Here is a 20829-nt window from a genome sequence, read left to right on the forward strand (position 1 = left end):
GTTCCCGACCAGGGACCCGGCGCCCTCCTCGTCGCGAGGACCGCGGTGCGCGGCGGGAGCGGAGCGTCGGCTCAGATCCCCTGCCACTGCGGCTTGTGGGCGTAGGTGTGCCGGAAGTAGTCCGCGAGCTTCAGCTCGGAGGCGGCGGCCTCGTCGACGACGACCGTGGCGTGCGGGTGCAGTTGCAGCGCGGAGGCCGGGCACACGGCGGCGACCGGCCCCTCGACCGAGGCGGCGACCGCGTCCGCCTTGCCCTCCCCGGTGGCGAGCAGCACCACGTGCCGGGCCTCCAGGATCGTCCCGATCCCCTGGGTGATGACGTGGTGCGGGACCTGCTCGACGTCTCCGCCGAAGAACCTCGCGTTGTCCACCCGGGTCTGCTCGGTCAGCGTCTTGATCCGGGTCCGCGAGCGCAGCGACGAGCACGGCTCGTTGAACCCGATGTGCCCGTCGGTGCCGATCCCGAGCAGCTGGAGGTCCACGCCGCCGGCCGCCGCCAGCGCCCGGTCGTAGGCCTCGCAGGCGGCCTGCACGTCCTCGGCCGTGCCGTCCGGACCGAGGAACGCCTCCATCTTCACGCCCAGCGGCTCGAGCACCTCGCGCCGCAGGACCGAGCGGTAGGACTCGGGGTGCTCGGCGGGCAGGCCCACGTACTCGTCGAGCTGGGCGATCCGGGCGCGCGCGGTGTCCACGGCGCCGGCGCGCACCTGGGCGGCCAGCGCCTCGTAGACGGGCAGCGGGGTGGAACCCGTGGCCACGCCGAGCAGCGCGTCCGGCTTGCGCCGAAGGAGCTGGGCCATGGCTCCGGCGATGAGCTCGCCGCCCGACCGGGCGTCCGCAACGATGACAACTTCCACGCTGGCCTGCCGTTCTGAGAGGGGCTCCGAGGGCCCGGAAGGGCTATGTGGTTTAGACCAATCCAGGGGTTCAATCTAACAGAATCGGGAGCCCCCGTCTGCGGGCGAGGGGTGCGGCCGGCGGGCCGGATCCGAAGCCGGCCCGCGGAAATTGCCCCGCGCATCCGCCCCGCACGGGAACCCGCACAGGCTAGGCTGCGTGATGGATGTCAGAGCATCCGAATACCCACAACAACGAACAAGCTCCCACGCATGGACACCCCTAGTGGTCTAGTCCACAATGGCAGGGAGCATGACACAGAACCTCCGCCTTCCCCGCACAGGAAGGCGGACCGAGGACCCGGAGCTCTCTGCCCTGACTGCCCCGGTCCTCACCTTCGGCCGACGGGACCGCACACCCCGTGGCCGATATTGCTCCGGGCTGCGGTGCCGGGAGGGTTGAGGGTCCCTCCCAGGCGCCGCGGCCCGCGGGTGTTTTCCGGACACTCCGGCTGCCCGGGTACGCTCACGGACGTGCCCTCCATGAACGAACTCGTACGCCAGCACACCGCACTCGACGACTCCGACCTCGAGTGGCTCCACCTGCTGGTCTCGGAGTGGCAGCTGCTCTCCGACCTCTCCTTCGCCGACCTGGTCCTGTGGGTGCCCACCCGTGACGGCGCGCGTTACGTCTCCGTCGCCCAGATGCGTCCCAACACCGGCCCCACCTCCTACCAGGACGACATGGTCGGCCACCTCGTCCCGCGCGGCCGCCGCCCGCTGCTGGACGCGGCCCTGGACGAAGGCCGGATCGTGCGCGAGGGCGACCCGGAATGGCGCGAGGAGGTCCCCGTACGGGTCGAGTCGATCCCCGTGCGGCGGGAGGGCCGCGTCCTCGGCGTCATCGCCCGCAACACCAACCTGCTCACCGTGCGCACCCCGAGCCGGCTGGAGCTGACCTACCTGCAGAGCGCCTCCGACCTCGCGCAGATGATCGCGGCGGGCTCCTTCCCGTTCCCCGACCAGCAGATGGACATGGACGCGGCCCCGCGCGTCGGCGACGGCCTGATCCGGGTCGACGGCGACGGCCTCGTCCAGTACGCCTCCCCGAACGCGCTCTCCGCGTACCACCGGATGGGGCTCGCCTCCGACCTGGTCGGTCAGCACCTCGGCCTCACCACCGCCGAACTCGCCCCGACCCGGGGCCCGGTGGACGAGGCGCTCGCCAAGGTCGCCAGCGGCTGGGCGCCCCGCGAGTTCGAGATCGAGGCCAACGACGGGGTCATCCAGTTCCGGGCCATCCCGCTCAAGCCCAAGGGCACCCGCATCGGTGCGCTGGTGCTGCTGCGGGACGTGACCGAACTGCGCCGCCGCGAGCGTGAGTTGATCACCAAGGACGCGACCATCCGGGAGATCCACCACCGGGTGAAGAACAACCTCCAGACGGTGGCGGCCCTGTTGCGCCTGCAGGCCCGGCGCATCGAGTCGGAACGCGGCCGGGAGGCGCTGGAGGAGGCGGTCCGCCGGGTCGGCTCGATCGCCATCGTCCATGAGACGCTGTCCCAGAACCTGGACGAGCGGGTGGAGTTCGACGAGATCGCCGACCGTGTGCTGGCGATGGTCGCCGAGATCTCCCCGGGCAAGGTCGCCGGCCGGCGCAGCGGACGCTTCGGCATCCTGGACGCCGAGGTCGCCACCCCGCTCTCCATGGTCCTCACCGAGATCCTGCAGAACGCCCTGGAGCACGGCTTCCGCGAGGGCGAGACCGGCACGGTCGAGGTCTCGGCCGTCCGCGGCGGCACGACCAAGGAAGCCCGGCTCCTCGTCACCGTCCAGGACGACGGCGTCGGCCTGCCCGCCGGATTCGACCCGCACACCTCGGGCAACCTGGGCCTGCAGATCGTGCGGACGCTGGTGGAGGGGGAGTTGGGCGGGACCTTCGACATGGTCCCCGCTCCCGGCCGCGGGACACAGGTGATCCTCGACATCCCGGTGCGCGCCCACAAGTGAGCCGTGCGGCTGCGCCGCGGGCGGCGAGCCGGGCGCAGCCGCTCGGCGGACCGCGCACAGCACGAAGCCCCGGACCGTTCAGGGGTCCGGGGCTCGAATGCTCGTTGCCAGCGTGTGCTGCGCATCGGGGGTACTGCGCGCTGCGGCTCGGGGGCGGGAGATGCGTACTCGCTGTACGCGCCGCCAAGCTCAGGCTTGCGGGGCGGGTGTCGTCAGGCGGTTGCCTGGCGGGCCCGGTTGCGGGCGGCGCGACGCTTCATGGCACGGCGCTCGTCCTCGCTGAGGCCACCCCAGACGCCGGAGTCCTGGCCGGACTCGAGCGCCCACTGCAGACACTGCTCCATAACCGGGCAGCGACGACAGACGGCCTTGGCTTCCTCGATCTGCAGCAGCGCAGGACCGGTGTTGCCGATGGGGAAGAAGAGCTCGGGGTCTTCCTCGCGGCAAACGGCGTTGTGACGCCAGTCCATGGCTGCTACCTCTCCTTGGTATTACATGCAGGTTGCTTGTGAATGTGAACGCTTTCACGAATCCCTCAACAAGTGAAGGGCCACCAGCCAGATGCACTGGCGTTGGTCCTGTGTGTGAAGAGGGGTTCCGGTGATCAGTGGATGCCGGTGTTGCGGGCTGTCCCGATCGCCACGTAGAGACTCGCAAACCTCAGCGGCGGATACAACCCCTACCGGAAAGTTTTTTTTGATTCCTCGGTGTCGACTAGGTCACAGCCGTACTTCCATGGGGTGGACCCTGGCCTAAACGTTCGAGTGAAAGGACTTCAGCCCTTTCTGCTCACACAATCACACGCAGTGCACGGCGTACGCCTGTGAACGTCACGCTGGTTCGCAGCCCCAGGTGGTCACCGTCCATCTGGAGGGGCAACGGGACCTTCGAATGCAAGGTGAACTGGTCCAGGTCGTGCAGTGAGACCGCATGCTTTCCCTGGGGTCCCCGCTCGGGGGACGAAGTGAGCAACTGGGTGCCATATCGGGCAACCGAGGCTGTGGACAGACGGCTGAGACCGAGTACGTCGAGCCCGGTATCGAACGAGGCCTTAGGTGACGCGTACACCGGGCGATTACCCAGATAGGTCCACGGAGCCGTGTTGCAGACTATGGAGAGGACCAAATCCGTCACCGGTTCGGCGTCCGGCCGCTCCAGGGTGATCGAACCGTGCCGGCGCTGTGATTCACCCAACAACTGACGGACGGCCTGGCGGATGTAAAGAGCGTGCGTGGATTTCCTGCCGCGTTCACGCTGTTGCTCCACACGCCCCACCACTCCGGCGTCGAAGCCGAGCCCGGCGTTGAAGGTGAACCAGCGCGAGGGCACCGCCTCGTCCTCGGTGCCGGGCGTGCCGGCCGCCAGACCCAGACCGACCGTGCGTTCGCGGCCCTCACGCAGCGCGTCCAGCAGGGCGCCGGTGGCCTCCACGGGATGGTTGGGAAGGTCCAGGGCCCGGGCGAAGACGTTGGTGGAACCGCCGGGGACCACCGCGAGACGGGGCAGCTTCTCCGGATCCGGGCCGGCGTGCAGCAGTCCGTTCACGACCTCGTTGACCGTGCCGTCCCCGCCGAGGGCCACCACCAGGTCGACGTTGCCGCTCTCGGCGGCCTGCCGCCCCAGGTCACGTGCGTGTCCGCGGTACTCGGTGGTGACCGCCTCGAGCTTCATCTCGCTGGCGAGCGCGTGGATGAGGACGTCACGCGTCCGTGCACTGGTGGTGGTTGCCGCCGGATTGACCACGAGAAGTGCACGCATGAGGTGCAGGGTACCTACTGGGCGGTACCGGGCACAGGTCGAGGTGGGGATCGGGTAAGAGATCGCGAGGTGAGCCTCGACACGGGCGGACCCGGGCGCGGCGACCGTGCGGGCTACCCTTCAGGGGTGAGCAGTGAGCAGACCCCCGCAGCCCCGGAGACCGCAGACCCCCGCCCGCGCCGGCTGACGTACGCCGCCGCACTCGCCGCCCTCGAAGGGCTGGCACTGGTGGCCGGCGGGGTCTGGATGCTCGTCCTCGGGATCTCCGGAGACCCGGACGACCGTCAGCAGGCCGTCACCGGCGGAGTCACGCTGATGGTGCTCGCACTGCTGCCGCTGCTCGCCGCGCGCGGCCTGTGGGGCCTGCGCGGCTGGAGCCGGGGACCCGCCGTCATCACGCAGATCATGGCGCTGCCGGTGGCCTACAACCTGCTCAAGGCCGACAGCATGGCCATCCCGGCGGGCATCGCGCTGGCCGCCGTCGCCATCGCCTCCCTCGTGCTGCTGGTCAACGGGGAGACGACCCGGGCCCTCGGGATCCGGGGGCCCGGCCGCACACCGCAGTAGAGCGGCTGCGGGGCGGCCGCTACTCCTCGACGAGCAGCTTCTCCCGCAGCTGGGCCAGGGTGCGCGCAAGGAGCCGGGAGACGTGCATCTGCGAGATGCCGACCTCCTGCGCGATCTGCGACTGCGTCATGTTGCCGAAGAACCGCAGCAGCAGGATCCGCTTCTCCCGGGGCGGCAGGTCCTCCAGGAGCGGCTTGAGCGACTCCCGGTACTCGACGCCCTCCAGCGCCTCGTCCTCCGCGCCGAGGGTGTCCGCGACCGCGGGGGACTCGTCGTCGGTGTCGGGGACGTCCAGCGACAGGGTGGAGTACGCGTTCGCGGACTCCAGGCCCTCCAGGACCTCCTCCTCCGAGATCGCCAGCTTCTCGGCGAGCTCGTGCACCGTGGGTGAGCGGCCGTGCTGCTGTGACAGCTCGGCCGTCGCGGTGGTCAGCGCGAGGCGCAGCTCCTGGAGTCTGCGCGGTACCCGGACCGCCCAGCCCTTGTCGCGGAAGTGCCGCTTGATCTCGCCGACGACCGTCGGGGTCGCGTACGTGGAGAACTCCACTCCGCGCTCCGGGTCGAAACGGTCGACCGACTTGATCAGGCCGATGGTGGCGACCTGGGTGAGGTCGTCCAGCGGCTCGCCGCGGTTGCGGAAGCGGCGGGCGAGGTGCTCGACCAGCGGCAGATGCATGCGGACCAGCCGGTTGCGCATCTCCGCGTACTCGGCGCTGCCGTCGTCCAGTTGCCGCAGCTCGACGAACATCGCCCGCGCCCCGCTGCGGTCCGTCGCCGACGTGGGCGAGGGTGTGTGCTGTGTGCCCGGCACGCTCTGCTCGCCGTCTCGCTCGTGCTCGCTCATTGTCCCGCCCGTCGCCCTCTGTCGAGCCCTCGCCTGCGCTCGGCCCGGGGGCGAGCCCCCGATCCGCCCCTCCCGGGGCGAGCCCTGCCCGGCACCGCCCGGCATGCTCGCCTGCACGGAGGACGAGTCGTCCTCCGGATGCGGCCGGGCCTGCTCGGGAATGCCGTCGATGTTGTCCGCCAGGTGTCGGGAACCGTCCGGAGAGACTGGCACGTCGGCGCTCCCGGCCGGCAGCTCCTGTGTGCCGCGCTCTTCGTCCCGCACCGGCCCGTCCCCGTTCCTCACGCCGGCCCGGGTCCCGCGCCGCGCTGTTTGTAGAGGCTGATCGACACGGTCTTGTCCTCGTCGACGGCGGAGGACACCTTGCCCGCGAGGGCGGACAGGACGGTCCAGGCGAAGGTGTCCCGCGAGGGGGCGTGGCCGTCCGTGGTCGGTGCCGAGACGGTGACTTCGAGCGAGTCGTCGACGAGGCGGAAGACGCAACTGAGCACCGAGCCGGGCACGGCCTGCTGGAGCAGGATCGCGCAGGCCTCGTCCACCGCGATGCGCAGGTCCTCGATCTCGTCCAGGGTGAAGTCCAAACGGGCCGCGAGGCCGGCCGTGGCCGTCCGCAGCACCGACAGGTAGGCACCCGCAGCCGGCAGCCGGACTTCCACGAAGTCCTGGGTCGCGGGCTCGCCTGCGATCTGGGACACCCTCACCTCCAAGGTGGTACAAGCTTTTCGGGGCCGAGGGTCGCCCCCCGGGGTAACGCGTGTGTGGTGCAGCGGTGACGCTATCGCGCTCTCACGTTTCCTGTCCCCGGGACCCCAACCCCCTGGCGTCACTCACAGTAAAGCTGTGAACACGCTCCGTGTCTAGGGGTGTGCGGAGCCAAAGGGGAAGAAGGCGCGCCGGGTTGACGTACCCAGGCGTCGGACGGTCGAACCGTACCCGCCCGGCGGCGGGGACGTCTCATGAGTTCAACGCACACACCGCCCCGGAAGTTCGCCCGTCGGCGAACCGGCCGCGAACGGGCCCGCCGCAGGGGGTCAGACGAGGACGTGGTCGACGAAGCACCAGCGCCAGTTCTCGCCCGGCTCGAACGTCCGCATCACCGGGTGGCCGGACTCCTTGTGGTGCGCCGTGGCGTGCCGGCTCGGGGAGGAGTCGCAGCAGCCGACATGGCCGCACGTCATGCACAGCCGCAGCTGTACCGGGTGGGTGCCGTCCCGCAGACACTCTGGACAGGTCTCGCCGAGCGGGGCGGGTTCGGGGTCGGGCAGCGCGTCGGCGTGCGTGCACTGTTTCATGATTGCCAGATTACGACGGGTGTGCGGACGCCCGCGCGAAAAAGAAAGCGGCGAGACATGGACGTGATGCCACTGCTGTTGCTGGTGGCCGGCAGTGCGGCGATCGCGGCGGCGGCCCGGCGCATCCCGGTCCCGGCGCCGCTGCTGCTGGTGGCCGTGGGCCTGGCGGTGTCGTACCTGCCCGGGGTCCCGGACTACACCCTGGACCCGGACGTCGTCCTGCCGCTCCTGCTGCCGCCGCTGCTTTACACCTCGGCCACCGACAGCTCCTATCTGGACCTGCGTGCCCAGCTGCGACCGGTGGCGCTGCTGTCGGTCGGGTACGTGCTCTTCGCGACGTTCGCCGTCGGCTGGGCGGCCTACCTCATCGTGCCCGGGCTGCCGCTGACGGCGGCGCTCGTGCTGGGCGCGGTGGTGGCGCCGCCGGACGCGGTCGCGGCCACCGCGGTGGCCCGCCGGGTCGGCCTGCCGTCGCGGATCACCACCATCCTCCAGGGTGAGTCGCTGTTGAACGACGCCACCGCGATCACCGCCTACAAGGTGGCCCTCGCGGTCGTCGTCGGCGAGGGCGCCTCGTGGGGCGGCGGCATCGAGGAGTTCCTGGTCGCGGCGGTCGGCGGGGTCGCCGCGGGGCTGATCCTGATGGCCCCCCTGCACTGGCTGCGCACCCACCTCAGGGAACCCCTCCTGCAGAACACGCTCTCCCTGCTGATCCCGTTCGTCGCCTACTCGGCCGCCGAGCAGTTCCACGCCTCCGGGGTGCTCGCCGTGGTCGTCGTGGCGCTGTACCTGGGCCACCGCGCGTGGGAGGTCGACTTCGCGACCCGTCTCCAGGAGGAGGCGGTGTGGAAGATGGTCGCCTTCGTCCTGGAGTCCGCCGTCTTCGCGCTGATCGGCCTCCAGCTCCCGGTGGTGCTGCGCGGCCTCGGCGACTACGAGGGCATGGACGCCGCCTGGTACGCCGTCGCCCTCTTCCTCGTGGTCGTGGCGGCGCGTTTCCTGTGGGTGTACCCGGCGACCTTCCTTCCGCGGATGGTCTCGGCGCGGATCCGCGCGCGGGAGGACAACCCGACCTGGCGCGGACCGGTCGTCATCGGCTGGGCCGGCATGCGGGGCGTGGTGTCGCTCGCCATCGCCTTCTCCATCCCGCTCACCGTGGAGGGCGGCGACGCGCCCTTCCCGCACCGCAATCTCATCCTCTACCTCACCTTCACGACCGTCATCGGCACCCTGGTGGTGCAGGGACTGACGCTGCCGCCGCTGATCCGCCTGCTGAAGTTCCCCGAGGCCGACCCGCAGGCCGCGACGCTCGCCGAGGCCAACGCTCAGGCGCAGGCCTCGCGGGTCGCCGAGGAGCGGCTGGACGCCCTGCTGGCCGACGGACGCAACGCCCTCCCCCCACCTCTCGCCGACCGGCTGCGCAGCGTCCTGGAGCGCCGCCGCAACGCCGTCTGGGAGCGCCTCGGGCAGGTCAACCCGGTCACCGGGGAGACCGTCGACGACACCTACCGGCGTCTGTCCCGGGAGATGATCAGTGCCGAGCGCGAGGTGTTCGTCCGGCTCCGCGACGGCCGCTACATCGACGACGAGATGCTGCGCACGTTGCTGCGCCGACTCGACCTGGAGGAGGCGGCGGCGTTCCGGGAGGCGACCTGAACGCCCGAGCGGGAGGGACGGCGGCGGGTCCGGGCGGGCGGCACGCCCGGCCTCACCCGGCGAACGGCGAGCCCGTCACGACGGCCGCGAGCCGTGTCCCGGGTGCGAAGGCCCCCTCCTCGGCCAGCACGGCCAGGGCGTAGAGCGACTTGGCGACATAGAGACGTTCGACGGGCAGCCCGTGGCGGCGTTCGAAATCCGCCGCGAAGGCCTCCAGCTCGGGGGTGACCCGGGCGTATCCGCCGAAGTGGAAACGCTCGTCGAGCCTCCAGTCGCCTCGCCGGCCCCCGAACGCCTCCTCCTGCAGGGCCCGTATCCCCTCGCCCAGGAAACCGCCCCTGAGGACCGGTATGCCGAGCGCCCGCCGGCCGGGGGCGAGACCGGCGGCCAGGCCCGCGAGCGTGCCGCCGGTGCCGCACGCGAGGGCGACGACGTCGGCGTGGTCGCGCAGTTCCTCACCCAGCGCCCGGCAGCCGCGGACCGCCGCCGCGTTGCTGCCGCCCTCGGGGACGACGTACGCGTCCTGGGCGCCGGCCGCCCGCAGGACGGCCGCGAGGGTGTCGGGCTCGGTCTTGCGGCGGTACGTGGCGCGGTCCACGAAGTGCAGACGCATACCGTCCGCGGAGCACCGGGCCAGCGAGGGGTTCAGCGGCCGGCCGGCCAGCTCGTCGCCGCGCACCACGCCGACCGTGGGCAGCCCCAGGAGGCGGCCGGCGGCGGCCGTGGCCCGCAGATGGCTGGAGTAGGCGCCGCCGAAGGTGAGGAGTGTCCGGCCGGCCGCCCGCTCCAGGTTGGGCGCGAGCTTGCGCCACTTGTTGCCGATCAGCTCGGGATGGATCAGGTCGTCCCGCTTCAGCAGCAGCCGTACGCCGTGCCGGGCGAACCGGTCGTCGGTCACCTCCTGGAGAGGGGAGGGCAGTCGGGGGCGCAGGTCGGTCACCCGCCCATTGTCGAACATCGTTCGGTGAAACGTGCCTGTTCCCAGGCCCGCGATGATCCATTCCCGCTCTTTCGGGTAATAGCACGAGCACACACCGTGATGGAAGGCTTGCCGCGTGAACGAAGTGCACCGGCGCAGTTCGGCGCCCGTGCATGAATCGGGAGGGCATTTCTCATGTCGGTAGGCGAAGAGGTCCGCACGGAGTCGGGCAAGCCGCAGCAGAGCCTCGGCACTGCGGCCGCGCGGAACCTGGCCACCACGACCAAGTCCGCGCCGCAGATGCAGGAGATCAGCTCCCGCTGGCTGCTGCGGAATCTGCCCTGGGTGGATGTGCAGGGCGGGACGTACCGCGTCAACCGGCGTCTGACGTACGCGGTGGGCGACGGCCGCATCACGTTCGTCAAGACCGGCGACCGCGTCGAGGTCATCCCGGCGGAGCTGGGCGAACTGCCCGCACTGCGCTCCTACGAGGACGAGGAGGTCCTCGCGGAACTCGCCCAGCGCTGCCGGCAGCGGGAGTTCGGCCCCGGCGAGGTGATCGCCTCCTTCGGCAGCCGGAGCGAGGAGGCCTACCTGCTGGCGCACGGCCGCGTGGAGAAGGTCGGCACCGGCCCCTACGGCGACGACCAGGTGCTCGGGGTTCTCGCCGACGGCGCGTACTTCGGCGACCAGTCGCTGCTCGACGCGGACGCCATCTGGGAGTACACGGCCCGCGCCGACACCGCCTGCACGGTGCTGGTCCTCGCCCGGCAGGACGTCGAACAGATCGCCGAGCGCGCCGAGTCGCTGGGCGAGCACCTCCGGCGGTTGCGCGCGATTCCCGAGCAGCGCACCAACAAGTACGGCGAGAAGGAGGTCGACCTCGCCGCGGGCCACGCCGGCGAGCAGGACATCCCGCACACCTTCGTGGACTACGACGCGAGGCCCCGCGAGTACGAACTGAGCATCGCGCAGACCGTCCTGCGCATCCACTCGCGGGTGGCCGACCTGTACAACCAGCCGATGAACCAGACCGAGCAGCAGCTGCGGCTGACGGTCGAGGCGCTCAAGGAGCGCCAGGAGCACGAGCTCGTCAACAACCGGGAGTTCGGGCTGCTCCACAACTGCGAGTACGACCAGCGCCTCCAGCCGCACGACGGCGTGCCCAGCCCCGACGACCTGGACGAACTGCTGAGCAGGCGGCGGGGCACCAAGCTGCTGCTCGCCCACCCGCGCGCGATCTCCGCGATCGGCCGCGAGCTCAACAAGCGCGGACTCGTCCCCGAGACGATCGACGTCGGCGGCAACCGGATCCCAACGTGGCGCGGGGTGCCGATCTACCCGTGCAACAAGATCCCGGTCACCGAGGCCCGCACCAGCTCGATCATCGCGATGCGACTGGGCGAGCAGGACCAGGGCGTCATCGGGCTGCGTCAGTCGGGTCTGCCGGACGAGATCGAGCCGAGCCTGTCCGTGCGGTTCATGGGCATCAACGAACAGGCCATCATCAAGTACCTGGTCACGGCCTACTACTCGGCCGCCGTCCTGGTGCCGGACGCGCTGGGCGTCCTGGAGAACGTCGAGATCGGCCGCTGGCGGTGACCTCCGCCGTCAGGCGGCAGCAAGGCGGGGCGCGGGAAGGGCGGGGGCCCGTCGGGAGCCAGGACGACAGCGGTGCGGGGCCGGCCGACGGGCAGGAGGCGGCGGCCGTCCTGGAGGGGTCCCGGGCCTCGGTGGATCCGGAACTGCGCTCGGCGATCGACTCGTTGCCCGGCTCCCTGCGAAGGGTCGCGCTCTACCACTTCGGGTGGCAGCACGCCGACGGCACCCCGGCGGCGGGCAACGCGGGCAAGGCGATCCGTCCGGCCCTCGTGCTCGCCGCGGCCGCGGCGCTCGGCGGCCCGGCGGCCCGCGCGGCGGCCGTCCGGGCCGCGGCGGCGATCGAACTGGTCCACAACTTCACGCTGTTGCACGACGACGTGATGGACCGGGACACCACCCGCCGCCACCGCCCCACCGCCTGGACCGTGTTCGGCGACGCCGACGCGATCCTCACCGGAGACGCCCTGCAGGCACTCGCCCTCGGGATGCTCGCCGCGGACCCGCACCCCGCGTCCGCGGGGGCCGCCGCCCGTGTCGCGGCCTGTGTGGTCGAGCTGTGCGCCGGCCAGCAGGCGGACACGGCCATGGAAAGGCGTGGCCCCACCGAGATCACCCTCGACGAGGTGCTCGCGATGGCCGAGGCCAAGACGGGCGCGCTGCTCGGCTGCGCCTGTGCGGTGGGCGCGCTGTATGCCGGGGCGACGGAAGCGGACGTCGACGCGCTGGACGCGTTCGGCCGGGAGGCCGGACTCGCCTTCCAGCTCATCGACGACGTCATCGGCGTCTGGGGCGACCCGCGGCAGACCGGCAAACCGGCCGGCGCCGACCTCGCCGCCCGCAAGAAGTCCCTGCCGGTGGTCGCCGCGCTCACCTCCGGCACCCCGGCGGCCGGGGAGCTGGCCGAGCTGTACGCGGCGCCCTACCGGCCGGCCGACCTGGACCGCACGACGCTGGCCGTCGAACGGGCCGGCGGCCGTGCGTGGGCGCAGGAGCAGGCGGCCGACCGCATGTCCCGCGCCCTGCACGAACTGACCCGGGCCGTCCCGGACCCGGAGTCGGCGGGCGCTCTGCTGTCCCTGGCCGAGTTCGTGACCCGGCGCAGCGCGTAGGCGGAAGGGGAGCTCCCGCCGGGGAGCGGGGGGCGGGGGGCGGGGGCGGGGGCGGGGAGGGGGCGGGGGACGGGGAGGACGAGGGGGGAGGACTGGCGGCGCGTCCGAGCCCGGCGGCCCGTCGCCCGCGGCGAGGCCCCAGGCGCCGCGGCGAGGCCCCAGGCGCCGCGGCGAGACCCCAGGCGCCCCGGCCTGGCGACGTTCGCCGACGCCGCAGGGAACGGCCGCCCGGGGGCGTCAGGGCCGCTCCGGGACCACCGTCGCCACGATGCGGTCGATCAGCCCCTCCGGCACGGAGACCCCGGGCAGGACGCCGTCCAGGACGGCCGGCAGGGTCAGGTGTTCCAGGAGCAGGCCGAGCATCGCGAGGTAGAGGACCACCACGGTCTCGTCGCCGCCGGGCAGGCCCGCCGAACGGTGGAAGTCCATCCCGTCCCGGAGGTCGCCGCGTACGGACGCCGTGAAGGAGGACCGCAGTTCAGGACGCCGGGTCGCCTCGAGGCGCATCTCCATCAGGGCGAGATAGCCCGTCCGGTCACGGGTCGCGCGGGCCATCAGGTCGTGCATGAACGCGGCGACCAGCGCGCGGTCGCGCGGCTGTGCCATCAGCCCGCCGAGCACTTCGGGGTCGGGCGCCAGCCGGACATGCAGCCGTGCGTCGATCTGCCGGAGCAGGTCGTCCCGCCCGGTGAAGTAGTTGGAGGCCGTGCCCACCGGCACCGCGGCCGCCGAGTCCACCGCACGGAAGGTCAGCCCCCGCGCCCCCTCACGGGCGAGCACCTCGACCCCGGCGTCGACCAGGGCCGCCCGGCGCTCCGGATTTCCGGCCATACGGAATCCTCTCTCTCACTTGCCGCGGTACCCGAACCGCACCACGCAATCCCCTTGCACCACTACACCTGAAGTACTACAACTGGAGTGGTTCGGAGCAGCCTACGGAAAGAGACCCACTTGCGAAAGCTCACCTACTACATCGCCTGCTCCGTCGACGGCTTCATCGGCGACGCCACCGGCGATGCCACGGCGATGCTCTCCTACGTCGACGAGGAGTTCCTGGACTTCCTGAAGTCGGAGTACCCGGAGACCGTGCCGACCTTCGGCCGGCGTGCCCTGGGCTTCGACGACCTGGAGAACAAGCGGTTCGACACGATCATCCAGGGCCGGGTCAGCTACGACCTGGCACTGAAGGAGGGCAACGTCAGCCCGTACGCCCATCTGCGCCAGTACGTCGCCTCCCGCACCCTCGCCGTGTCGCCGACCCCGGAGGTGGAGATCGTCGGGGAGGGGCTGCTCGACACGGTGCGCGAGCTGAAGGCGCAGGACGGCGGTCTGGACATCTACCTGTGCGGCGGCTCCCGTCTGGCGGGGGAGCTGTTCGAGGAGATCGACCAGCTGGTGATCAAGACGTACCCGATCGTCTACGGCACCGGCATGCCGATGTTCGGCGCCGACTGCGACGTCGCCCGCTTCGCTCTCGGCGAGGTGCGCTCCTTCGGCAACGGCGCCGTGGTGCGCACCTACGACCGGGCGCGCTGACTCACCGGTGCACGCGGGGAGCGCTCGCGCCCGGGCCGCCCTACCCTGAGGTCATGGACAGGGAACAACGTGTGTGTCCCGCCTGTGGGCAGCCCGTGCAGTCCGTCGTCCGGCGGCACAAGACGCTGGGTGCGTGGGTGCCGCGCTGGACGGCGGGGCCGTGCCACAACCAGGAGTGCGAGGCGTACGCGGACGCGGCCGCCGAGCCCGACCAGAAGCCCGAGGCCCCCGCCGCCCCCGCCTCGTGACACGTGGCGTCGTGACGTCGGGCCCCTTGACGTCGGGCCCCTTGACGTCGGGCCTCGTGACACCGGATGACGCCCGCTCGCCTCCCGCCTCCCGCCAGTCCGCCGTCCGCCGCGCCCGCTGCCGGGCGGGCGGCCCCTGGTCGGCAGGAGATCGGGAGGTCAGGAGGTCAGGAGGCGGTCCGCGGCAGACCGCCGGTCTCCGGGTCGCGTCCGGTCAGGCAGTACAGGCCGCCGGCCGGGTCGCGCATCACCGTCCAGTGCGGCTCGCGGGCGACCAGGAGCGCGCCGAGCCGCTCATGGCGGGCGCGCACCGCGTCGACCTCCGTCCCGCACGCCAGGTCGAGATGGGCCGAGGCCCGATCCGCGCCGCCGGCGCGTTCCTCGTCGAGCCGCTGGAGCAGGATGCGGATCGGCAGCCCGGCAGGCTGTTCGACCACGTGGAACTCGGACCGCGAGCCCGGCCGGGACGACCAGTCGGGCAACAGTGCGCTCCAGAAGGCGACTTCGGTATCGAACACGGACGGCGCGAGATCAAGGCACACCTGGTCCAGCCGGCTGTCCGCCACCACGGGCGGCCGCTTCGCCTCCCTCTCCCACGGCACCGCGCAGAACGACAGCCCGCCCGGGGAGCGCAGCACGGACCAGCCCTCGTGCGCGGCGGCCGTCCCCGCCCCCAGCCGTGACGCCTCGGCCGCGAACGCGGGCACGTCCTCGACGGCCAGGTCGAGATGCGCGCCGCCGTCGCCGGCCATGACCCCCTGGACCTTCACGCAGGCGTCCGCGCCGTCCCGCGGCACCAGTGTGACGAACTCACCCTCGTCGCCGCGCAGTCCGGACAGGCCGGTGTCGGTGACCGCGGTCCAGAACGCGCACGCCCGCTCGAAGAGGTGGGCGGGCCGGTCGACGAAGGCGTACGTCCAGCGGACGGCGGGGGCAGGGCGGACAACCGGGGTGCTCATGGAATGATCGTAGAGCGGCGGCGGGAGCGGGAGCCGCCCTTCTCAAGCGCCGGGACGCCCGGCGCCTTCCTTGCGCTCCATGAACCGCAGCAGGTTCCCGGCCGGGTCCCGGAACGCGCAGTCGCGCACGCCGTACGGCTGGTCCGTCGGCTCCTGGAGCACCTCGACGCCGGCCTCCTGCACGCGCGCGTGCAGCGCGTCGCAGTCGGCGGTGGTGAAGATGACCCCGCGCAGCATGCCCTTGGCGAGCAGCCGGGCCAGCGCGTCCTTGTCGGCGGGTGAGGCGTCGGGATCGGCGCCCGGCGGTTCCAGCACGATGCTGACGTCCGGCTGGAGCGGTGAGCCGAGGGTCACCCAGCGCATCCCCTCGAAGCCGACGTCGTTGCGGACCTCCAGCCCGAGGACGTCACGGTAGAAGTACACGGCCTTGTCGTGGTCGTCCACGGCGATGAAGCACTGGTGCAGCAGCAGGTCCATGGTGTCCAGCCTTAAGGGCGCAGAGGGGGTCCGGAGCGTAGCGGGCGGGTGAACTTGCGGGCCACGCACGGCGGGATCACCGCGCTCGGCTCGTGCGACCGTGCCCGGTACGCGCTCGGGGTCTCGCCGACCAGCTCGGTGAACCGGGCGCTGAACGAGCCGAGCGAGGTGCAGCCGACCGCCATGCACACCTCGGTCACGGTGAGGTCGCCCCGGCGCAGCAGGGCCTTGGCGCGCTCGACCCTGCGGGTCATCAGGTAGCTGTAGGGCGTCTCGCCGTAGGCCTCCCGGAAGCTGCGCTGGAAGTGGCCGCAGGACATCAGCGCGGTGCGCGCGAGTGCGGCGACGTCGAGCGGTTCGGCGTACTCACGGTCCATGCGATCCCGTGCCTGCCGCAGTCTGACCAGGTCCTCCCGTTTCACCCTGCCAGCATGGCACGGTGACGCGCCCGGCGGGTACGGGGCGCCGGCAGGGCTTCGCCCGCGCTTCGCCTCGCGTACACGGGCGTCTGATCCCCTGGGGGCGACGGATCGACGTCGCGGGGTTTCCGGCCGCCCGGCCCGGCGCCGCGGCCCTCTGGGGTGCGGCGGGGCGTCGGCGGGCGCATGGTGAACGCATGGCTGGTCACCTCGCCGTCCATACACGGGCCCGAGGTCCGAGACCGGGAGGTAGAGGGCATGGCGATACCGCCCCCGCAGTCCGAGCTGGCCGATCTGCGCGTCGACTACAGCGACCACGACGAACCCGTTCTCATCCGGCCCGACGGGACCCCGGTCGACACCTGGCGGGAGAACTACCCCTACGCGCAGCGCATGGAGCGCAGGGAGTACGACTGGCACAAGCGGCTCCAGCAGATCGAGTTGCTGAAGCTGCAGAGCTGGATCAAGGACACGGGACGCAGACTCGTCATCGTCTTCGAAGGCCGCGACGCGGCCGGCAAGGGCGGCACGATCAAGCGGTTCACCGAGCACCTCAACCCGCGAGGCGCCCGGGTGGTGGCTCTGGAGAAGCCGACCGAGCGGGAGCGGGGGCAGTGGTACTTCCAGCGGTACGTCGAGCAGTTGCCGACCGCGGGCGAGATCGTGCTTTTCGACCGGTCCTGGTACAACCGGGCCGGGGTCGAGCGGGTCATGGGCTTCTGCACCGACGACGAGTACCGGCGCTTCGCCCGCCAGGCGCCGATGTTCGAGCGGATGCTCGTGGACGACGGCGTCGACCTGGTGAAGTTCTGGTTCTCGGTGTCGCAGAGCGAGCAGCGGACCCGCTTCACGATCCGCCGGATCGACCCCGTGCGGCAGTGGAAGCTGAGCCCGATGGACCTCGCCTCGCTGGACCGCTGGCACGACTACACCGCGGCCAAGGTCGCCATGTTCCACGACACGGACACGGCGTGGGCGCCCTGGACCGTGGTCAAGAGCAACGACAAGAAGCGGGCCCGTGTGGAGGCCATGCGCAGCGTGCTGGCCCGGTTCGCCTACGCCGACAAGGACGAGGAGGTCGTCGGCACCCCGGATCCGCGCGTCGTGGGCGCCGCGGCGGGGCTGCTGGAGGCGGGCGAGGCCGACACGACGGACCGGTCCCGGCCGCGCTGCGCGAGGGATGACCCGGCGGACGTGACGTGACCGGCACGGGCCCTGCCCCGGGCCCTGCCGGGTGGACGGGCACGGGCCCCCGCCCCGGGCCCCGCCGGGCGGGCGCACGCGGTACGCCGGGAACGTGACCGCGCCGCGCGCCACGCGCCGCGCATCAGGGCCGCGCCCTCGCACCCGCACGTCATCGCGTGGGTACCCCGGGACCTCTCACCAGGACCGCCCACCCGGACCTCGCGACCCCGCACGCGGACCTCGCGACCCCGCCCCCGGCCCGCACGGCGCCGAACGACACCGCACCCGGACCGCGGACGGCCGCCGAGGTGTGGCGGCCTGCGGGCCGGGTGCGGGGAGAGTGACGCTGCGGCCGAAAGAAACGCAGGTCAGGGGGTGCGGAGAAGGTCAGGCCTTCTTCGTCTCCCAGAAGATCTTGTCGATCTGGGCGATGAGTTCCAGGGCCTTCTCACCGGTCTTCGGGTCCGTCGAGGCCTTGGCGGCCGACAGGGCCTTCAGGGTGTCGTTGACCAGCTGGTGCAGCTCCGGGTACTTCTCGAAGTGCGGGGGCTTGAAGTAGTCGCTCCACAGTACGGAGACGTGGTGCTTCGCGAGCTCTGCGCGCTGCTCCTTGATGACGGTGGCGCGCGCCTGGAAGTGCGGGTCGTCGTTGGCGGCCATCTTCTCCTGCACGGCCTTCACCGACTCCGCCTCGATGCGGGCCTGGGCCGGGTCGTACACGCCGCAGGGCAGGTCGCAGTGCGCGCTGACCTTGACCTTGGGGGCAAACAGGCGGGAAAGCATGGAGCGTTCCTTCCTCGTGATCGTCTTCTCAGGTGGGACATTACTCCCTGCGAGACGGCTTTTCGCGGGTGCCCCCTTGGGCTTAGGACAAAAGTCCGGGGTCAGACTGAGACTGGTGGAGGAACGGACCGGGGAGGTGGCGGGCATGCCGGAACCGTCGCAGGAGACCGAGCGGGGGAGGGCGGCCGCGCCCTTCGGGCTGGCCGAGGTGACCGGTCCGTCCATGGTGCCCACGCTCCACCACGGGGATCAGCTGGTGGTGCAGTACGGCGCCCGGGTACGTCCCGGTGACGTGGTGGTGCTGCGGCATCCCTTCCAGCAGGACCTGCTGGTCGTCAAACGGGCCGCGGAGCGCCGCGAGGGCGGTTGGTGGGTGCTCGGCGACAACGCCTTCGCGGGCGGCGACAGCACGGACTACGGCACGGTGCCCGACGAGCTGGTCCTGGGCAGGGTGCGGCTGCGCTACCGCCCGCGGCGGCGGGATCAGCGCTCGCCGCTGGCGATGCTGCGCTGGGCGCTGTCGGCCGCCAGGCCGGTGGGGGGCTTCGGTTCCGTCTCCAGGCGTTTGCGGGCGCGGTAGGCGGCCACGTTGGCGCGGGTGGCGCAGCGGTCGGAGCAGTAGCGCCGGGAGCGGTTGGTCGACGTGTCGAGGTAGGCGTTGCGGCACGGGCTCGCCTCGCACAGGCCCAGCCGGTCCACGCCGTGCTCGGTCAGGTGGAAGGCCAGGCCCATGGCCGCGATCGCCGCGTACCCCGCCGTCGCGTTCGAGGGGTGGTCGGCCAGGTGCATGTGCCACAGCGGACGGCCGTCCTCGTCACGGACGTCGTGACCGGAGATCTGCGGGCTCACCGGGAACTCCAGCAGCAGGGAGTTCAGCAGGTCCACCGCGAGGGTCTCGTCGCCGCCGTCGGCCGCCTCGAAGACCGCGCGCAGCCGGCCGCGGACGGACCGGAACCGGGTGACGTCGGCGTCGGTGGCGCGGCGGGCGGCCGACCGGCTGGCGCCGAAGAGCGCGCGGACGGCCTCCACCGAGGTCAGCGCGTCCTTGCCCCGGGCCGGGTCCTCGCTGTTGACGAGCCGCACGGCGTAATCCGAGTAAAGGGCGAGTTCCACTTGTAGTCCTTACCGAGGGCTCGATGGTCGGGGCACGTGTCGTGGGCGCGGCCGAGTAACGGCTGAGGATGCTCCCAGGGTATTACGCCTGCGCCGGAAGGCGGGCCTCGGCGAATTCGTGGGCGTCCGCTGCGTCCTGTGGGGCTCCCCACCGCACTGGAAGGGTGAGACGGTCCGCCACGGACGGGCCGGGAGAGGGGGAGGGATGACGCGGGGCGCGGAAGCGGCTCTGCACGCCTTCGTCGAGGGAAGACGGACGGCGTTGTTCCGCAGCGCATTCCTGCTGTGCGGCAGCCGCGACGAGGCCGACGACCTCGTCCAGACGACGCTCGTCAAGGTCGTCCTCGGGGCGCGCCGGCACGAGCGGCTGGACAACCTGGAGGCCTACGCACGCAAGACGCTGGTCAACACCTTCATCGCGGGGCGGCGCCGGTTCTGGCGGCGCGAGCGCGCCTACGGAGAGCTGCCCGACGTCGCGGCGCAGCCGACGGACCGGGACACCGGGCTGATGGTCCGCGCCGCGCTCGCCACGCTGCCGCCGAAGCAGCGGGCGGTGCTGGTGTTGCGCTACTGGGAGGACCTGAGCGTCGCCGCGACCGGCGAGCTGCTGGGGATGCGGGAGAGCACGGTCAAGAGCCACACGGCGAGGGGGCTCGCGGCGCTGCGGGCCGCGGTACGGGAGGAATTCGTATGAACGAGCAGGAAACGGTGCAGGATCTGCTGGGGCGCGCCGTCGCCACGGTGGAAGCACCCGTGGGCCGGGGCGGCGAGAGCGTCTTCGCGCACGCCGCGGCGCTACGGCGCCGGCGGCGGGTGGCGGTCGTGGGTGCGGTGGCGGCCGTGGTCGCGGGGGGAGTGGTCCTCGGGTCGGGCGTCCTGCCGGGCGGGACCGGGGGCCGGAGCGCGGCAGCCGCGGGGACCGGCAGCGCGGGGGCCGGCACGGGGGCGGCCGGCTTCGCGAAGCTGCTGCCCGCGGGGGTGGGCAAGGTGCACGAGGTCACGTTGACCAAGGAGGTCGGCTGGAGGAGCTCGCAGCTGACCGGCAAGGGGATTGGACCCTACGACGGGGACTACGCCGTCACGCGGGAAGGGGGCGTCGGTTACATCACGGTCCGCTTGCGCAACCATGCCCAGTTCAGCGGCCTCAGCTCGTGCCCCAAGAGGCCGGACCTCGAGCGGATGGCGGACTGCACCAGCGAGAAGGTGCCCGGGGTCGGAACGCTGTCGATCTGGCGGGTACCGACCAACAAGGGCGTCCCGCCGTCGGCGAACTCTTCCAGGGAGTCGGCGATCAGGTCGCCGTCGTACAGCCGGCTGGAGACCCGGGTGGTACGGGAGGACGGCACAACGCTGCGCATCGTGGTCTACGCGGGCATCCGCGTCGCCGGGAAGCAGAAGCCGCCCCTGAAGACCTTTCCGCTGACGAGGAACCAGCTGCGGCAACTGGCGCTGAACCCCGCACTGTTGCCCTAGACGAACCCGGAAGGGGGCGGTACGGGAATCCCCGTACCGCCCC

24 protein-coding genes are annotated in these 20829 nt (G+C 71.8%); 11 read left to right on the forward strand and 13 right to left on the reverse strand.

Annotated elements, in window-relative coordinates; all coding sequences use genetic code 11:
• Window positions 1-71 precede the first annotated feature (71 nt).
• Window positions 72-857, reverse strand: a complete 786-nt coding sequence (nagB, locus tag ACN6LD_RS32740) for a glucosamine-6-phosphate deaminase (RefSeq protein WP_319187178.1) — start codon at window positions 855-857, stop codon at window positions 72-74.
• A 513-nt stretch (window positions 858-1370) separates the two neighbouring features.
• Here nagB and ACN6LD_RS32745 point away from each other — a divergent pair.
• On the forward strand, window positions 1371-2846 hold the full coding sequence (locus ACN6LD_RS32745; protein ID WP_319187176.1) for a sensor histidine kinase: 1476 nt from the start codon (window positions 1371-1373) through the stop codon (window positions 2844-2846).
• A gap of 212 nt (window positions 2847-3058) precedes the next feature.
• Here ACN6LD_RS32745 and ACN6LD_RS32750 read toward each other — a convergent pair whose 3' ends face one another.
• A complete protein-coding gene (locus tag ACN6LD_RS32750; RefSeq protein ID WP_006380970.1) occupies window positions 3059-3316 on the reverse strand; it encodes a WhiB family transcriptional regulator in 258 nt (85 codons plus the stop codon).
• A gap of 319 nt (window positions 3317-3635) precedes the next feature.
• Complete coding sequence (locus tag ACN6LD_RS32755) at window positions 3636-4604, reverse strand: diacylglycerol/lipid kinase family protein (RefSeq protein ID WP_319187170.1); 969 nt, start codon at window positions 4602-4604, stop codon at window positions 3636-3638.
• A 126-nt stretch (window positions 4605-4730) separates the two neighbouring features.
• Between ACN6LD_RS32755 and ACN6LD_RS32760 the strand changes: the two genes are divergently transcribed.
• A complete protein-coding gene (locus tag ACN6LD_RS32760) occupies window positions 4731-5171 on the forward strand; it encodes a hypothetical protein (protein ID WP_319187168.1) in 441 nt (146 codons plus the stop codon).
• Window positions 5172-5190: 19 nt separating this feature from the next.
• Here ACN6LD_RS32760 and ACN6LD_RS32765 read toward each other — a convergent pair whose 3' ends face one another.
• The 3 genes from ACN6LD_RS32765 to ACN6LD_RS32775 all read right to left on the reverse strand — a co-directional run bounded on the left by ACN6LD_RS32765 (window position 5191) and on the right by ACN6LD_RS32775 (window position 7307).
• On the reverse strand, window positions 5191-6300 hold the full coding sequence (locus ACN6LD_RS32765) for a SigB/SigF/SigG family RNA polymerase sigma factor (RefSeq protein ID WP_079041607.1): 1110 nt from the start codon (window positions 6298-6300) through the stop codon (window positions 5191-5193).
• The gene (locus ACN6LD_RS32770) at window positions 6297-6710 is read right to left on the reverse strand and encodes an ATP-binding protein (RefSeq protein WP_004925829.1); all 414 of its coding nucleotides are present in this window, start codon (window positions 6708-6710) and stop codon (window positions 6297-6299) included. Before ACN6LD_RS32770 ends, ACN6LD_RS32765 begins: the two co-directional genes overlap by 4 nt.
• A gap of 336 nt (window positions 6711-7046) precedes the next feature.
• The gene (locus tag ACN6LD_RS32775; protein WP_319187165.1) at window positions 7047-7307 is read right to left on the reverse strand and encodes a UBP-type zinc finger domain-containing protein; all 261 of its coding nucleotides are present in this window, start codon (window positions 7305-7307) and stop codon (window positions 7047-7049) included.
• Window positions 7308-7364: 57 nt separating this feature from the next.
• On the opposite strand from ACN6LD_RS32775, the gene ACN6LD_RS32780 reads away from it, so the two are divergent.
• The gene (locus tag ACN6LD_RS32780; RefSeq protein ID WP_319187163.1) at window positions 7365-8963 is read left to right on the forward strand and encodes a Na+/H+ antiporter; all 1599 of its coding nucleotides are present in this window, start codon (window positions 7365-7367) and stop codon (window positions 8961-8963) included.
• Window positions 8964-9015: 52 nt separating this feature from the next.
• Here the strand turns inward: ACN6LD_RS32780 and ACN6LD_RS32785 are convergent, their stop codons facing one another.
• Window positions 9016-9921 carry a 1-aminocyclopropane-1-carboxylate deaminase/D-cysteine desulfhydrase gene (locus ACN6LD_RS32785; protein ID WP_445045071.1) on the reverse strand — a complete coding sequence of 302 codons (906 nt, stop codon included), beginning with the start codon at window positions 9919-9921 and terminating at the stop codon, window positions 9016-9018.
• Window positions 9922-10077: 156 nt separating this feature from the next.
• On the opposite strand from ACN6LD_RS32785, the gene ACN6LD_RS32790 reads away from it, so the two are divergent.
• Both ACN6LD_RS32790 and ACN6LD_RS32795 read left to right on the forward strand, forming a co-directional pair.
• Complete coding sequence (locus ACN6LD_RS32790; RefSeq protein ID WP_319187159.1) at window positions 10078-11484, forward strand: family 2B encapsulin nanocompartment shell protein; 1407 nt, start codon at window positions 10078-10080, stop codon at window positions 11482-11484.
• Window positions 11481-12593 (forward strand): family 2 encapsulin nanocompartment cargo protein polyprenyl transferase, encoded by a 1113-nt coding sequence (locus tag ACN6LD_RS32795; RefSeq protein WP_445045072.1) that lies wholly within the window; start codon window positions 11481-11483, stop codon window positions 12591-12593. The genes ACN6LD_RS32790 and ACN6LD_RS32795 overlap by 4 nt, the downstream gene beginning before the upstream one ends.
• A 237-nt stretch (window positions 12594-12830) precedes the next feature.
• Here ACN6LD_RS32795 and ACN6LD_RS32800 read toward each other — a convergent pair whose 3' ends face one another.
• Complete coding sequence (locus ACN6LD_RS32800) at window positions 12831-13424, reverse strand: TetR/AcrR family transcriptional regulator (RefSeq protein WP_319197186.1); 594 nt, start codon at window positions 13422-13424, stop codon at window positions 12831-12833.
• A gap of 120 nt (window positions 13425-13544) precedes the next feature.
• Between ACN6LD_RS32800 and ACN6LD_RS32805 the strand changes: the two genes are divergently transcribed.
• On the forward strand, window positions 13545-14129 hold the full coding sequence (locus ACN6LD_RS32805) for a dihydrofolate reductase family protein (RefSeq protein WP_319197184.1): 585 nt from the start codon (window positions 13545-13547) through the stop codon (window positions 14127-14129).
• A gap of 53 nt (window positions 14130-14182) precedes the next feature.
• Window positions 14183-14377 carry a hypothetical protein gene (locus tag ACN6LD_RS32810; protein ID WP_307045819.1) on the forward strand — a complete coding sequence of 65 codons (195 nt, stop codon included), beginning with the start codon at window positions 14183-14185 and terminating at the stop codon, window positions 14375-14377.
• A 167-nt stretch (window positions 14378-14544) separates the two neighbouring features.
• Here ACN6LD_RS32810 and ACN6LD_RS32815 read toward each other — a convergent pair whose 3' ends face one another.
• From ACN6LD_RS32815 to ACN6LD_RS32825, 3 genes are read right to left on the reverse strand one after another with little or no spacing between them, the layout of a single operon-like run.
• Window positions 14545-15336: a VOC family protein gene (locus ACN6LD_RS32815; RefSeq protein ID WP_445045073.1), complete on the reverse strand. Its 792-nt coding sequence runs from the start codon at window positions 15334-15336 to the stop codon at window positions 14545-14547.
• A gap of 42 nt (window positions 15337-15378) precedes the next feature.
• On the reverse strand, window positions 15379-15813 hold the full coding sequence (locus ACN6LD_RS32820) for a VOC family protein (RefSeq protein ID WP_319197179.1): 435 nt from the start codon (window positions 15811-15813) through the stop codon (window positions 15379-15381).
• An 11-nt stretch (window positions 15814-15824) separates the two neighbouring features.
• Window positions 15825-16235: a helix-turn-helix transcriptional regulator gene (locus tag ACN6LD_RS32825; protein WP_319197177.1), complete on the reverse strand. Its 411-nt coding sequence runs from the start codon at window positions 16233-16235 to the stop codon at window positions 15825-15827.
• Window positions 16236-16490: 255 nt separating this feature from the next.
• Between ACN6LD_RS32825 and ppk2 the strand changes: the two genes are divergently transcribed.
• Entirely contained in the window at window positions 16491-17435 is a 945-nt protein-coding gene (ppk2, locus tag ACN6LD_RS32830; protein ID WP_319197175.1) for a polyphosphate kinase 2, read from the forward strand.
• 369 nt (window positions 17436-17804) lie between these two features.
• Here the strand turns inward: ppk2 and sodN are convergent, their stop codons facing one another.
• Window positions 17805-18200 carry a superoxide dismutase, Ni gene (sodN, locus tag ACN6LD_RS32835; protein ID WP_057584215.1) on the reverse strand — a complete coding sequence of 132 codons (396 nt, stop codon included), beginning with the start codon at window positions 18198-18200 and terminating at the stop codon, window positions 17805-17807.
• Between the two features lie 145 nt (window positions 18201-18345).
• Here sodN and sodX point away from each other — a divergent pair, with 145 nt between their 5' ends.
• Window positions 18346-18780, forward strand: coding sequence for a nickel-type superoxide dismutase maturation protease (sodX, locus tag ACN6LD_RS32840; protein ID WP_319197188.1), 435 nt, complete (start codon window positions 18346-18348; stop codon window positions 18778-18780).
• Here sodX and ACN6LD_RS32845 read toward each other — a convergent pair.
• Window positions 18684-19313 carry a CGNR zinc finger domain-containing protein gene (locus ACN6LD_RS32845; protein ID WP_319197173.1) on the reverse strand — a complete coding sequence of 210 codons (630 nt, stop codon included), beginning with the start codon at window positions 19311-19313 and terminating at the stop codon, window positions 18684-18686. The two genes, sodX and ACN6LD_RS32845, sit on opposite strands and share 97 nt — an antisense overlap.
• Before the next feature lie 205 nt (window positions 19314-19518).
• Here ACN6LD_RS32845 and ACN6LD_RS32850 point away from each other — a divergent pair, with 205 nt between their 5' ends.
• Together ACN6LD_RS32850 and ACN6LD_RS32855 are read left to right on the forward strand one after the other, a co-directional pair.
• Window positions 19519-20007 (forward strand): sigma-70 family RNA polymerase sigma factor, encoded by a 489-nt coding sequence (locus ACN6LD_RS32850; RefSeq protein WP_319197171.1) that lies wholly within the window; start codon window positions 19519-19521, stop codon window positions 20005-20007.
• Window positions 20004-20786 carry a hypothetical protein gene (locus tag ACN6LD_RS32855; RefSeq protein ID WP_445045074.1) on the forward strand — a complete coding sequence of 261 codons (783 nt, stop codon included), beginning with the start codon at window positions 20004-20006 and terminating at the stop codon, window positions 20784-20786. Before ACN6LD_RS32850 ends, ACN6LD_RS32855 begins: the two co-directional genes overlap by 4 nt.
• Window positions 20787-20829 lie beyond the last annotated feature (43 nt).

Source organism: Streptomyces sp. SAS_272 (assembly GCF_052543235.1).